The organism is Streptomyces sp. CB00455, from assembly GCF_001905445.1.
In the GTDB taxonomy this organism is placed as follows: Bacteria; Actinomycetota; Actinomycetes; order Streptomycetales; family Streptomycetaceae; genus Streptomyces.
In genome coordinates this window covers 292099-305606 of the sequence record NZ_LIVQ01000007.1, presented here as the reverse complement: position 1 = coordinate 305606, position 13508 = coordinate 292099, and the positions used below count along the sequence as shown (strand labels likewise).

At 70.3% G+C, this 13508-nt stretch carries 12 protein-coding genes; 5 read left to right on the top strand and 7 right to left on the bottom strand.

Features of this window, described 5'->3' with window-relative positions; all coding sequences use genetic code 11:
* Both AMK16_RS26735 and AMK16_RS26730 read right to left on the bottom strand, forming a co-directional pair.
* Positions 1-471, bottom strand: coding sequence for a DMT family transporter (locus AMK16_RS26735; protein ID WP_073919899.1), 471 nt, complete (start codon positions 469-471; stop codon positions 1-3).
* Positions 468-1229, bottom strand: coding sequence for an HAD family hydrolase (locus AMK16_RS26730; protein ID WP_073919898.1), 762 nt, complete (start codon positions 1227-1229; stop codon positions 468-470). The genes AMK16_RS26735 and AMK16_RS26730 overlap by 4 nt, the downstream gene beginning before the upstream one ends.
* 1139 nt (positions 1230-2368) lie before the next feature.
* On the opposite strand from AMK16_RS26730, the gene AMK16_RS26725 reads away from it, so the two are divergent.
* Both AMK16_RS26725 and AMK16_RS26720 read left to right on the top strand, forming a co-directional pair.
* The gene (locus AMK16_RS26725) at positions 2369-3628 is read left to right on the top strand and encodes a glycoside hydrolase family 16 protein (protein ID WP_073919897.1); all 1260 of its coding nucleotides are present in this window, start codon (positions 2369-2371) and stop codon (positions 3626-3628) included.
* A 110-nt stretch (positions 3629-3738) separates the two neighbouring features.
* The gene (locus AMK16_RS26720) at positions 3739-5403 is read left to right on the top strand and encodes a glycoside hydrolase family 64 protein (RefSeq protein WP_073919896.1); all 1665 of its coding nucleotides are present in this window, start codon (positions 3739-3741) and stop codon (positions 5401-5403) included.
* A gap of 566 nt (positions 5404-5969) precedes the next feature.
* Here the strand turns inward: AMK16_RS26720 and AMK16_RS26710 are convergent.
* The gene (locus AMK16_RS26710) at positions 5970-6485 is read right to left on the bottom strand and encodes a winged helix-turn-helix transcriptional regulator (RefSeq protein WP_079191734.1); all 516 of its coding nucleotides are present in this window, start codon (positions 6483-6485) and stop codon (positions 5970-5972) included.
* A gap of 100 nt (positions 6486-6585) precedes the next feature.
* Here AMK16_RS26710 and AMK16_RS26705 point away from each other — a divergent pair, with 100 nt between their 5' ends.
* The gene (locus AMK16_RS26705; RefSeq protein ID WP_158071245.1) at positions 6586-7977 is read left to right on the top strand and encodes an MFS transporter; all 1392 of its coding nucleotides are present in this window, start codon (positions 6586-6588) and stop codon (positions 7975-7977) included.
* A gap of 363 nt (positions 7978-8340) precedes the next feature.
* Here AMK16_RS26705 and AMK16_RS26700 read toward each other — a convergent pair whose 3' ends face one another.
* Both AMK16_RS26700 and AMK16_RS26695 read right to left on the bottom strand, forming a co-directional pair.
* Positions 8341-8607, bottom strand: coding sequence for a hypothetical protein (locus AMK16_RS26700; RefSeq protein WP_073919894.1), 267 nt, complete (start codon positions 8605-8607; stop codon positions 8341-8343).
* Positions 8608-8723: 116 nt separating this feature from the next.
* On the bottom strand, positions 8724-9320 hold the full coding sequence (locus AMK16_RS26695) for a TetR/AcrR family transcriptional regulator (RefSeq protein WP_073919893.1): 597 nt from the start codon (positions 9318-9320) through the stop codon (positions 8724-8726).
* 169 nt (positions 9321-9489) lie between these two features.
* On the opposite strand from AMK16_RS26695, the gene AMK16_RS26690 reads away from it, so the two are divergent.
* A complete protein-coding gene (locus tag AMK16_RS26690) occupies positions 9490-10449 on the top strand; it encodes an alpha/beta hydrolase family protein (protein ID WP_073919892.1) in 960 nt (319 codons plus the stop codon).
* 676 nt (positions 10450-11125) lie between these two features.
* On the top strand, positions 11126-11773 hold the full coding sequence (locus AMK16_RS26680) for a hypothetical protein (RefSeq protein WP_143196879.1): 648 nt from the start codon (positions 11126-11128) through the stop codon (positions 11771-11773).
* A gap of 78 nt (positions 11774-11851) precedes the next feature.
* Here the strand turns inward: AMK16_RS26680 and AMK16_RS26675 are convergent, their stop codons facing one another.
* Positions 11852-12502, bottom strand: a complete 651-nt coding sequence (locus AMK16_RS26675) for a hypothetical protein (protein WP_143196878.1) — start codon at positions 12500-12502, stop codon at positions 11852-11854.
* 305 nt (positions 12503-12807) lie between these two features.
* On the bottom strand, positions 12808-13281 hold the full coding sequence (locus tag AMK16_RS26670) for a hypothetical protein (RefSeq protein WP_143196877.1): 474 nt from the start codon (positions 13279-13281) through the stop codon (positions 12808-12810).
* Between the last annotated feature and the right edge of the window lie 227 nt (positions 13282-13508).

Below are 13508 nucleotides of genomic sequence, written 5' to 3'. Positions count from 1 at the left end.
TCAGGCTCCTACGACGATCAGCACACTGCCGGCGAGCACGCATCCGGCGACCGTCAGGTCCATGCGGGTGATGGGCCTTCGGGGGGTGCGCAGCAGGCCCCAGCGGTCGGAGACGACGCCGAAGAGGATCTGCCCGGTGAGCATGAGGGCGACCGTCCCGGCCAGTTCCAGAGCGCTGTTGACGCTGATCGCGGAGAGCATCACCACGACCGCGCCGGCGATGCCGCCGAAGTAGAACCAGAGCGGCGCCCTGCCCGGCGCCGGTCCGTCGGCCGGCAGCTCCGGGCGGCGCAGCGGGCGGACGAACAGGGCCACCAGCACGAGCGCCACCGCCGCGCCGAGGCCGTGCGCCGCCCACGAGGCGAACACGGGGCCGGTGTGGTGGGCCAGGTCACCGTTGAACTGGGTCATCAGCGTGAGCAGCACGCCGCCGCTGACGGCCAGCAGCCAGTCGGCGGCGCGCCCGGTCATGTCGCGGCCCCCTCGGGTGCCAGGGTGAGTGCCGCCTCGGGTGCCCGGGGCAGTGCGGGCTCGGAGGCCGGTAGCAGTGCGGCCTCGGAGGCCGGGAGCAGTGCGGCCTCAAGGTGGGCGACCACCTCGTCGAAGGTGTGGGCGGTCCAGGTCGGCGCGGCGGTGGCGAGCTCTTCGGGGCTGTGAATCCCGTAGGTGACGGCGACGGACCTGAGCCCGGCGGCGTTCGCCATCAGCAGGTCGTGTGTGGTGTCGCCGACCATGACGGCCCGGTCGGCCGGGACGTCGAGGGTGCGCAGGATCAGCAGACCTGATTCCGGGTGCGGTTTGTGGTTGCTGACGTCGTCGGCGCCGACCACCTGGGCGAAGAGTTCGCGCAGCCCGGCTGCGCGCAGCAGCGCGTCGGCGCTGGCGTGGAACTTGTTCGTCGCGACGGCGAGCCCGATGCCCTGCGCGTGCAGCCTCCGCAGGCCCGACTCGACACCCGGGTAAAGGAGTTGGGCGGCGCGGGGTAGAATGAGCTCCCGGAAGTGGAGCTGGTACTGCTCGACGCCGCGCCGCACGTACGGGTCTTCGGGATCGACACCCAACAGGCTGCCGAAGGCCCGCTCCAGGGGGATGCCGATGGTCGCGCGGATGGCGGCGGGGTCGGGAACGGGCTCACCCAGCGAGGCGAAGGCCGCACTGAAGGTCTCGACGATGGCTCGGGGCGTGTCCACTAAGGTTCCGTCGAGGTCGAACACGGCCAGGTGGCGCATGGGGGGTCCTTTCGGCGTTACGGGTGGAGCGACAGGGGCCCGTGTGACGACAGTGCGCCACTTCTGCTCCGCGACCGACCACAGTCGGCCGTTGCTGGGGCGTTCACTGCGGACATCACGGGACAGCGGTGCCCCCGTCCACGCCGGGGCCCCGGCCCGCGGACTTGTGCAGCGGTTCTGAACCAGCCGACAGATCCGAGGACGTGGCATCGCTTCAGGGGGCTGATCTTCATCGCCCGCCCCAGTACGTGTCAAGGCCAGCCATCAGCACTGATGACCGGTTGGACGGCACGTCCGGCCGCCTGATTGGCTCGTTGTCGGGGGTCGCTCGCATCACTTCTCATTCTTCGGCCGAGAGTGACGGCGGGGCGCCTCGCGGCTGTACGCCGGTGGGACATGGAGTCAACATCCCGGGACCGCCCCGATCGTGACGGAACGGCCTCCGGAATGGAACTTCCCCTTCCGGTAACCCAGTTGGCTGATTCGCGGCGGCGCGGGTGAGAGACAGAACACGTCACGCACCCGCGTCGGCGACGGCTGCCGCAAGTCCGGGGTGTCTCAAAGCCACGTGCTCCCGGGGTACGTGCTGCCAGGGCGCGGGCTCTCGGGGTGCGTCGACCAGCCGTCGGCGGAACCGGAGGTAGGCAAGCCAGGCGCTTTACGTGTCAAGGCCAGCAAGTGCCCGTCGCGCGGCCTTCAGGGCGCCCTCAAGCAGTCCCACGGCCTCGTCCATCGACGGTCCCCGTGTCATGACCGCGTACCGGCTGCGCCGGACACCGGCTCGTGGACGAGAACCGTCCGCCGGGGCTGGGTTCGTGGCCGGGAGGGCGCAGTCCGACGGCCTCCGACGGACGCGCGGAGTACCCGCAGCGGCCGTCCGGCCGTCGATCACGGAACTCCGATCCACCCCGCTCTGCATCAAGCCAGCCTTAAGAGAGTGTTAAGCCGAAGGCCACGAGAGAAAACCGCAGCTCAGAGGCGGATAAGGAGTGACGCCTGACGTTGCCATGGCATTTACCCTTCCGTAATACTCACTGCCTCGGGGTGACATCGCGTCACGTTTGAGAGCGCTCTCGGACCACAACCCCATGACTCGCCCTGCCCGGCCGCCTCTTCCCCCCAGACAAGGAAGCATGCCCATGGCTGCTGCTCATCACGCACGTCGCCGCTCCTTCGGCGGAGTGGTGCTCCTCGTCACCACCGCCCTGGTCGCGGCGGTGCTCATATCCTTCACCGGCTCGGTCGCCCCACTGGCCGGTGCCGCAGTCGCCGCACAGACGTGGTCCGACGAGTTCGACGGCCCGGTCGGCCGCGCTCCCGACGCCGCCAAGTGGACCCTGGAGAGCGGCGGGTCGGGCTTCGGCAACCACGAGCTGCAGTACTACACCGACAGCACCTCGAACGCGGCGCTCGACGGCCAGGGCCACCTGGTCATCACTGCGAGAAAGAACATCGACGCCGGCCTCGGCTGCTGGTACGGGCAGTGCCAGTACACCTCGGCCCGGCTGAACACCGCCAAGACCTTCACCCAGGCTTACGGCCGCTTCGAGGCCCGCATCAAAATCCCGCGCGGCCAGGGCATCTGGCCCGCCTTCTGGATGCTCGGCAACGACCTCGGCACCGTGGGCTGGCCCAACAGCGGCGAGATCGACATCATGGAGAACATCGGCCGCGAACCCCATACCGTGCACGGCACGGTGCACGGCCCCGGCTACTCCGGAGCGGGCGGCCTCGGCGCCGCGTACGACCTCCCCGGAGGCCGCGCCTTCGCCGACGACTTCCACGTGTTCGCCGTCGACTGGAGCCCGAACTCCCTCGTCTGGTCGGTGGACGGCACCACGTTCAAGACCCTCACGCCGGCCGACACCGGCGGCAACAAGTGGGTTTTCGACCACCCGTTCTTCGTCATCCTCAACCTGGCGGTCGGTGGGGACTGGCCCGGCAGCCCGGACACCTCCACGTTCTTCCCGCAGACGATGACCGTCGACTACGTCCGCGCCTCCTCCGGCAGCGCCCCCGCCGCACGCCCGATCCGTGGCATCGGCGGCATGTGCCTCGACGTCGCCGGCGGCTCCGACGCCGACCGCACCCCCATCCAGCTGCACGACTGCACCGGCAGCGCTGCCCAGCAGTGGACCATCGGCGGCGACGGCACCGTCCGCGCCCTCGGCAAGTGCCTGGACGTGGCGGGCGGCTCCACCGCGGACGGCGCCGTCGTCCAGCTCTACACCTGCAACGGCACCAACGCCCAGAAGTGGGCGTACACCGCCGCCCACGACCTCACCAACACCGGCGCCGGCACATGCCTGGACGCCAAGGGCAACTCCTCTGCCGACGGCACCCGGATGCAGACCTGGACCTGCACCGGCGCCGCCAACCAGAAGTGGACGGTCGGCTGACCGACCAGCCCCGCCGCCCTCCCTCCTCCCCCGTCCTTGTGTCCGACCGCTCCCCCCACCCGACCTCACGAAGAACGGACTCCACCGTGACGGCTCGCCATCAGCGAACGATGCCCCGCAGAAAACTCCTCGCCGCGACAGCGGGCCTGGCCCTGGCAGTACCCGCCGCGGCCACCTGGTTCGAGGTGAGCGCCAACGCGTCCACCACCGCCACGCTCCCCCTCGACCTGGTCAACACCACCGGCAACAACACGGTGTACGCCTACGTGCTCGGCCGCGACCCCGCGGCCGGCGGCAACTGGGCCTTCATCCAGACCAACGGCTCCAGCCTGTACCACCCGCCGGCCCCGGCCAACGATCAGACCCCGCTCGGGGTCGACTGCGCCATCCCGCTCAACGCGTCCGGCGCCGGGGCACGAAGGGTGACGCTGCCGCGCCTGGACAGCGGCCGCATCTACTTCTCCGTCGGCACGAAGCTCACCTTCCTGATGAACCGCGGCGGCGGCCTGGCCCTGCCGTCGGTGAGCAACCCCACCGACCCCAACGCGAACGTCCCCCACGACTTCTGCGAATTCACCTTCAACAGGGACCAGTTGTACGCCAACATCACATTCGTCGACATGGTCTCGCTGCCGATCGCCTTCCAGCTGGAGACCGGGCAGGGCACCCAGACGGTGCGCGGGCTGCCCGCCGACGGACTGTCCCGGGTCGCCGCCGCGCTGCGGGCCCAGTCCGCCGCCGACGGCAGCGACTGGAGCAGGCTGATCGTCGCCGCGGGCGGCCGCGACCTGCGCGTACTCAGCCCCAACCTGGCGATTCGCGGCAACAGCGCCTTGTTCCGCGGCTACTTCGACGGCTACGTCGACGAGGTGTGGAACAAGTACCGCTCCACCGACCTGCGCATCGACACCCAGTTCACCTGGGGAACCGTCACCGGCCGGGTGAACGGTGACATCCTCGCCTTCCCCGGAGTCGGCAGCTTCGCCAAGCCGTCGACCCTGTCGATCTTCTCCTGCAGCGACGCGCCCTTCACCACGGGCAACGACCTGATGGGCAATCTCAGCGCACGGCTCGCCGCTGCCTTCAACCGCACCACCCTGCTGGACAATCCCCGCCAGCCGACCGCCGAGAACCCCGCCGCCTTCTACACTCGGCCGCGCACCAACCACTACGCCCGTATCCTGCACCAGACCACCCCCGACCACCTCGGGTACGCCTTCCCGTACGACGACGTGCACCCGGCCGGAGTCGACTTCGAGGGCAAGGTGCAGTCCGGCAGCCCCGGCCGCTGGACCATCACGGTCGGCGGTGTGGCCGGCGGCGGCACACCGACCCCGACGCCGACCGCCACCGCCACGGGTGGCGGAGTCAGCGCCTTCACCACCATCCAGGCCGAGGCGTTCAACGCCCAGTCCGGAGCGCAGGTCGAGGCCTGCTCCGACAGCGGCGGCGGATCCGACGTGGGCCATCTCTCCACCGGCGACTGGCTCAAGTTCTCGGCCGTGGCCTTCGGCTCCACCGGCGCCACCCGTTTCGACGCCCGCGTCGCTTCCGGCGCCGCCGGCGGAGTCAGCGGCCTGGTCCAAGTCCGCCTCGACAGCCCTACGGCCACCCCGGTCGGCGGCTTCGCCGTCGCCAACACCGGAGGCTGGCAGGCCTGGCGCACGGTCCCGGCCGACATCGGCCGCACCACCGGCACCCACGACGTCTATCTGACCTTCGACAGCGGCCAGCCCGCCGACTTCGTCAACATCAACTATTTCTCCTTCGCCTAAGGACTGTCCCGTAAATGATCTCCGAGGCGCCTCGGGCGAGGCCGGTCATCGTGCGAGTCCGCCGGCCTGCCCGGCGAGGGGGAGGTCGTGCATCCGGGTGATGCCGAGCATGGTGTCTGGTAGCTGCCGTCGGCGATCGTGGTCGTGTTGCCGGCGGCGGCCTTGGCACCGGATTCCTCCCAGCCGCGGGAGTCGTGCGGGTAGCTCGACCGGTGGGCCTGTATCCAACGCATTGGGATCGACGCCGTGAGCTCCGGCTTGCGGCTGGTATCGAGGGCCACCGCGATCGGCGTCTCCGCTCTGTCGCCGTGCTCGGCCAGAAGGTCCAGCAGCAGCCGGCAGCCGTCCAGGTCGTCGTAGATCCGGCACCTTCAGGTGCAACCCTGCTGCGGCTCCTACCGGCTGCCGCGGTGCTCGTAGACCGATGCTTTCGCCATCGCAGACGATCGGGCAGAACGGCCGGCTCTTCTCGATCCACTTGTTGGGCATCGGGTCACGCTTCAAAGGGGCTGCGCTGCCCATCGGGCCAATCCAGGCGCCCCCTTCACTCCTGATCGCTGCTGAGTTCAGAAGTCTTTGAGTGGCCCGGCCCGGTCCCATCCAGGCGCTCTCACGTCGATCGTGAGACTTCCCGACCCGACCTCCTCCCCGCAGGTCCGGCATGTCGATGCCAGATCGAGGTCGTGCTCGGAGCCGGGGCCGCCGCGATGCCGGAAGGCGACCGGCGGCGTGTCCACCGCCCAGCGGTCGCCCCAGGTCAGCAGTGCGCGCATCACCGGTGCGAGATCGCGGCCGGCTTCCGTGAGGTGGTATTCGAAGCGCAATGGGCGCTCGCTGTAGGCGCGGCGCTCGACCACGCCTGCCTCTGCCAGCGCGCGCAGTCTGGCGGCGAGACGGTCGCGGGGGGCGCCGGTGTTGCGGACGATCTGGTCGAAGCGCTGGTTGCCGTAGAAGATCTCGCGGATCGCCAGGAGGGCCCAACGTTCGCCGACGAGTTGCAGCGCGGCGGCCACCGAGCACGGGCGACCGGGCAGTTCGGGGTGCGGAACCGAGTTCTCGTCCTGCTTCGCGTTCGAGGTCACGCCCCCATCCTCTCCCGAGTCCGTTGTGTTTTCAAACTCGTGTGGCTAGCCTTCGATCATGAGAGTTGGTATTTCAAACCCACAAAGGGCGTCGCGAGCCGTGTTCGCGACGGTCGCGGCCGCGGTCTTCATGTCGAACCTCGACCTCTTCATCGTCAACGCGGCCCTCCCGGCGATCGGCCGCTCGTTCGGTGGCAGCGGCCTCGGCTCCCTGTCCTGGGTCCTCAACGGCTACGCGATCGTCTTCGCGGCGCTCCTCGTGGTCGCCGGCCGTGTCGCCGACCGCTCCGGCCACAAGCCGGTCTTCCTTACCGGATTGGCGCTGTTCACCCTCGCCTCCGTCGGCTGCGCACTCGCTCCCGACGTCGCAACGCTGGTCGCGGCACGGCTCGTTCAGGCAGCCGGGGCCGCATTGCTGATGCCTACGTCGCTCGCGCTGCTGCTCGACACGACGGCGCCCGAGAAGCGCGCCGGGGCTGTGCGGGCCTGGGCCTCGATCGGCGGGATCGCCGCCGGACTCGGCCCGGTGGCCGGCGGCCTGCTGGTCGAGGCCGGATGGCCCTGGGTGTTCATCGTCAACCTGCCCGTGGGGATCGCGGCGTTCACGCTCGGCGTCAAGGTGCTGCCGTCGCCCGCTGGGGCGGAGAAGAGTCCGCTGCCCGACCTGTTCGGCGCCGCCCTTCTCACCGCATCGATCGCAACGCTCGCGCTCGGTCTGATCAAGGCTCCCGACCGGGGTTGGACGAGCACCGGGACCCTCGGCGGCCTGGCTGCCGCGGTGCTGCTCGGAGTCTGGTTCGTCCTGCGCTCGGCCCGCCACCCCGCTCCGATCGTCGAGCTGCCGCTGCTCCGGGTTCCGGCGTTCGCATCAGCCGCGGCCTCCCTGACGCTGTTCACCGTCGCGTTCGCCGGAATGCTGCTCGGCACGGTGCTGTGGTGTCAGGGCGTGTGGGGCTACTCGGCTCTGCGCACCGGTTTCGCCATCGCGCCGGGACCATTGCTGGTGCCGCCGGTCGCGTTGCGGATCGGACCCGCCGTCGCCAGATTCGGTGCGGGCCGCATCGCGCTGGCGGGAACCGTCCTGTTCGCGGCCGGCATCCTGTGGTGGGCCGCCACGCTCGACACCGGCTCGGCCTACGCGACCTCGCTCCTGCCCGGCATGATGCTGACCGGCCTCGGCGTCGGCATGACGCTCCCGGTCCTGACCGGGGCGTCGGCGGCCGCCCTGCCACCGGCCCGCTTCGCCACCGGCTCGGCCATCACCTCGATGGGCCGCCAGATCGGCGCCGTCCTCGGCGTCGCGATCCTGGTGGGCATCCTCGGCACCCCGGCCCCCGGAGACGCTGTCGCCGCGTTCCAGCACTGCTGGTACGCGGTCGCCGCAGCGTCCCTGCTCGCCGCGTGCGCGACGGTCCCGCTCGTCCGCAAGCCACAACCGGCCGCCACCAAGGCGGCCGACGTCATAAAGGCCGCAGAGGCCGGCGCCGCCTGAGAATCATGTCCCGTCCGTCGATGGACGGAACCTCCCCATGCAGGGCAGCCGGTACGCCGCACGATGAGGTGGTGCGGTGATCGGGAGCGCGGCGCACCACCGAAGCGCACCGGTGGGGTGGGGCGGGAGTGCACGACATCGTCGGCGCGCGCACGGTGCGCACGATGCTGCGCATCGTCACCACCCGGTGCGCACTGGATGCCGGGATGTCGTGCACTCCCCCACCGGCCGATGTCCATCGGGTGGAGAAAGCCCCCTTCCACCCGATGGACATCGCGGTGGACCCCGCCCCCACCGGGGTGCTCGCCACGGGGGGCTCCCCTCTCCACTCGATGCAGCCCGAACACGTGCGGTTGGGATCCCTCACCGGGCGCGGCCGGGTCCCGTGCCCTGGTCAGGCCGGGCGGTGTGGTGCTGCTGCTGAGCGGTAGGGCGGACCGCTGCCGTGGCCGGTTGCCCGGTCTGCTGGAGATGCCCGGGGACGGCCCGGCGGCGGGTGGCGGCGTCTTGGCTGCGCGCGGCGGGGCGGGCGATGTCCTCCGGGGTGCGGGCGGCGGGGCGGGCGATGTCCTCCGGGGTGCGCAGCCATGTGCCGGGTCGCCTCGTGCGGCCCCAGGTACTCCTCGGCATCGCGGCCTGCTGGTGGGCAGCTCAAGGGCACTGTTGCTTGCCGGTGGGTCCGGCTGCCGAGAAGCGGCCGTTCAGATCGCGCGGCAGTGTCCGGGGCGCGATGTTGCTCGTCGGGATCAGGTCGCCTGGGATCGCTGGAGTCCCTGGAGGAGGAGGGCGATCAGGCGTCGGGGGTCGTAGCGGGGGTCGTTGTCGCGTCCGATACAGAGGTTGCCGATGCCGCGCATCAGCTCGTAGGGGTGCGTGCCGGGCCTGATGTCGCCGGCCTCGACCGCGGCGTCGAGCAGCTGGGCGCAGACGGGCAGCAGGCGGTCGAGGAAGTAGGCGTGCAGCGCGGCGAAGCGGTCGCTGTCGGACTGCAGGGCGTCGGCGAGGCCGTGCTTGGTGACCAGGAAGTCGACGAAGAGGTCGATCCATTGGCGCAGTGCGTCGAGCGGGGAATCGGCGCCGGCCAGCAGGTTCGGGCCGGCTTCGGCGCATGCCTCGATCTGGTGCTGGTACACGGCGGTGACGAGGTCCGCCCGGGTCGGGAAGTGGCGGTAGATCGTGGCCATCCCGACGCCCGCCTGGGCCGCGATCTGGCGGATCGGGGCGTCGACGCCGGAGGTGACGAACACCTCGGCTGCGGCAGTGAGCACCGTCTCCCGGTTGCGCTGAGCATCGGCACGCTTGCTTCGGGACGGCGAATCGCCTGCAGGACCCTCGGCGGCCATCACATTCTCCTTCGACACCGGTTGACAAAACGGAGCGACGCTCCGGATACTAAGTGGAGCATGGTTCCGTTTCAGCTTAGCCGAAACGGGACACCCCTGACCGCCTTGTCCGCCCGCCGACCGCAGTAGACCGGCGGACGGCAGGCGCCACCGAAAGGGAACCCACACCGTGAGCACATCCACCGCCGCCGGGGCCCTGGGCGCGCCCGTCCCGGTCCTGTCCTTCAGCCCCGTGGTCCTGTCCGTGCCCGGACGTCCCGTGGATCTCCAGGTGCGCGTCTCCGCACCCTTTACCGGCACCGGCCTCCCCGTCATCCTCCTCTCCCACGGCCACGGCCCCTCGAACAACCTCTCCTCGCTCAACGGCTACGCGCCGCTCGCCAACTTCTGGGCAGCACACGGATTCGTCGTCGTCCAGCCCACCCACCTCACCTCCAGGACACTGACCGACCTGGTCGCGGACGCCGCCGGAGCACCTGACTTCTGGCGCTCCCGCGCCGAGGACATGACCCACATCCTCGACCGGCTCGAGGTGATCGAGAACGCCGTGCCGCAGCTCGCCGGGCGGATAGACCCCGCCAAGGTCGCCCTCGCCGGACACTCGCTCGGCGGCTTCACCGCCGCCCTCCTGCTGGGCGCCGGACTCACCGACCCCGACACCGGGAACCTGGTACACCTCCTCGAGCCCCGCATCAAGGCGGGTGTACTGCTCGCCCCGCCGGGCAGGGGCGGCGATGTCTTCAACGGACCCATGGCCGAGCACTGGCCGGTCATCGGGGCCGTCGACTTCTCCACCATGACCGCACCCGCGCTGGTCGTCACCGGCGACAAGGACAACCCCCGGCACTTCACCGACATGGGCCCGGACTGGCACGCCGACCCCTACACGCTCGCCCCCGGCCCCAAAACCCTGCTCACCCTGTTCGACGCGGAGCACGGACTCGGCGGGATCGCCGGATACGACGCCGCCGAGACCACCGACGAAAACCCCGGCCGAGTCGCCGCCCTCGCCCAGCTCACCGCGGCATATCTCCGCACCCAGCTCCACCCCGGCGACAACGCCTGGCAGACAACCTACGAGGCACTGACGACCGGACCCAACCCGGCAGGACGAGTCGAATCCAAGTAGGCCCCTGCCGCGTCGGCCTGAGGGGATGAATTGGGGTCACTCAGTGGGCTGGTACTCGACGACGGTGTCCGGGCAGCGAGCCGCCACGGCGTGAAGTCCACCGCCGATCAGGGCCATCGCGACGAGCAGGTGGATCCCGGCGACGCCGAAGGTCCTTGAGGGTGTCGCCCACCCGGTCGGCAAGCTACCCGAACCGCTAGGTTCTGCCCCGCCGATCGTGGACCGCGAAAGGATGCCGTCCACGATGTGCATCTGGAGGAGCCGTGCCGCCAGGCACTACTCACTGGTCACTACGTCCCGCTGCCGTCGGGCGCGGGTATAGGGCCTCCGCCACTGCGCCGGTACGCCTGCGGGCCGGCGCCGCGGCGAGGCCTCCCGGAGCCTGCGCCAAGAGCAGGCTGCCAGGGCACGCGGCATCGCGAAGGGCCGCCCCCGACGAGATGGGGGCCCTCGGCCTGCGCAGCCCTGCGGGGCGGGGGTGAACTCCACGTCGTACCGCCGCAGCCGGCTGGGATGTCCAGCAGCCGGTCCCGCTCCGCATCGTCGACCGCGAGCCCCCACCGGAGCTTCGTCGGCGTGCACTCGCCGCGTCCGAGCAGGGCCGTGCATCATGCCTGAGCCGCCTGGCGCCGCGCGCGCCCTTCCCCAACGGGTGACGCCGCCCTAACGTTGTGTCATGAACAGCGTGCGGATCGACCGTTCGAACCCCGACGTGGTCGACCTGGTGCTTCGCGAGGAAGTCGGGCCGCTCGTGTTCGCCGCCAAGCGTTGGCCCGGGGAGGTAATCGGGTCGCTCGCAGCCGGCGCCCTCTACGGCACCCCGGTCTATGCGGTCATGGCAATGGTCCTCAGTCAAGGGCCCGGCCGGATCTGGGCTGCGGTCGGGATCGCCGCCGCGGTGGGACTCGTCGTCAACACGTTCGTGATCTTGTACGGGGCCTTCCGGAGCGTAACCCGGTTGCGGTTCTCGCCCGTAGCCGCCCCGGAGACCATGACCCTCGTCCGGGGCTCCCGTACGGACCGGCCGCGGCCCCTTACCGACGTACAGCAGATCTGGATCGACCATTCCATCATCGAGTCGCACGATGGGGACCGGAAGCCGGTGTCCGCCAAGATCACCCTGTACGTGCTCCTGAAGAACAGCCGCCTGATCCGGCCTATGCCAGTCCTCCCGTGGACAACCGACACCACGGCCCTCCACCAGCAACTGCAACAGACACTCGCCCCCGCCGCCGTCCAGGTGGACCTGGTCGTCCAACGCCGCGTGCAGTCCCCTCCGTGGATGGTCGCAGGCCACGGCGGCTCGACCGGCAGCGGAGGCTGACAAGCTGTAGCTCCGCTGCACACCTGGGTGCGCGTGATCACCCAGATCTACGTCCTGTTTGCGCCGCAGGCCACGGCCTCAGGCGGCGAACGGGTGCGCGTGGCCGGGCAGCTGCTGCCCCGGGCGCAGGAACCGCTGGTCGCCTTGTTCGTCGCGTACCGCGAGGAACCCGGCGTCCGTCAGCCGCTGTGCGATCTTCCCGCGGCGGATCGCGCCCACCTTGAACGCCACGGTGATGAGCAGCGCGACCGCCGCGCCGGAGGCGACCGCTTCGACCGGCGATCTGTCGATGAGCAGGAGGACGGTCAGGACCGCGCAGGCGAGGTAGCCCATCACCTTCTGGCTCCGGTCGGCGACGTACAGGGCCATGACGTCGAAGGTGATGAGGTCCTTCAGCACACCCACGGCACCGACCGCTTCGGGGAGCGGCTTCAGCGAGCCCTGCTCCAGCCCCGGTGCTGTCCCGCCGTTGCCCGCCTGCGGATGGGCGGTGATGGTGGCCGCCTCGCGGACACGGGCGTCGGGCTGGGGGTCCCGGTACATCCGGACCTGGACGAGCGAGTTCTTGAACCCGGTCCTGTACGCCATGCCGTACGTGTAGCCGTACTGCTCCGCCACGTGCGCCAGGGCCGCTGCCTTCGGCGTGGAGCCCTGGGGGGCGATCTCGACGATGTCCTGCTGACGGGCGATCTGCTGGAGCATTCCCGCTATGTGACGTTCTACGGACATCCTGTTCCCCGCCAACTGGGACCCCGCGCCTGGGGCCGGCCGGCGCACAGCCTAGGGGGTGCGCCGCCGATCGGAACACGCGCGGTCCTCCGGCCGTGGACCGGGAGACCTCGCGTCCGGCGGGGTAAGGCCCCTACGGGGTTGCGGGCCGTGACGATGAGCTGCACCTGGTTCGTGCCCTTGGCTCCGGCCGCAGGATTTCGGGGAGCCGTCCCAGAAGACCCTTGGGCAGGCCCGGGTGTGGACGATCGCGTTGTTCCCCAGAGGTAAGGTCACGTAATTCCCCGGGTCCTGGCGGGGGAGGGCTAGGTTGCGCCGGGCAGCCCCAGGGCGACGATGAGGGCTGAGGCGAGCTCTTCCGCGAATAGGGCCGACCCGGTGAGCGTCTGCCGGATGGCTTCCTCGTCGGGCGTCAGTCCGGAAGCGGCCGCCCAGGCGAGTGCGCCGGCCACGGCGGGCTCGACGGGGAACTGCTCCAGAGGTATCTCATAGCTCATCGCCTTCTCGCGGTTCAGCAGGCCTTCCCAGCTGTTGCCGCCGGGCGTGAGGGCCTCGATGAACCCCACGTCGCTGTCAAGGAAGGACACCATGACGGCTGGTGTCTCGGTTTTCTGGACGAGGGCTGGCAGGCTGCGCCGTCCGGCGTCGGCGAAATGCGTCGTCTGCCAGCCCTCCGCCAACGCCTCTGTGTCGTCAATGCCCGTGAAGCCGGCTGCCCGCATGAGCTGGTGCAGTTCGCCCGTGGACCGGGTCGTCAATGATCCGCCTGAGTTTCCCATGGTCCGCAAGCTAACCGATGCCTCTGACAGGCCGGTTTGCGCCCCTGCGAAGCCAGCGGCAGCAGCCGCGAAGACTGGCCTGGTGACCTGAGTCCGAGATTCGATTGCAGTAGGCGGCCGCGGGAGCAGGCGGCCATGGGGCCGATCGGGCGGCCTCGGACGTGGTCGCCGGTTCGATCCGATCGGCCACGCGCCGCCATTGTCGCTCGCACCTGGAAGGCGACCAG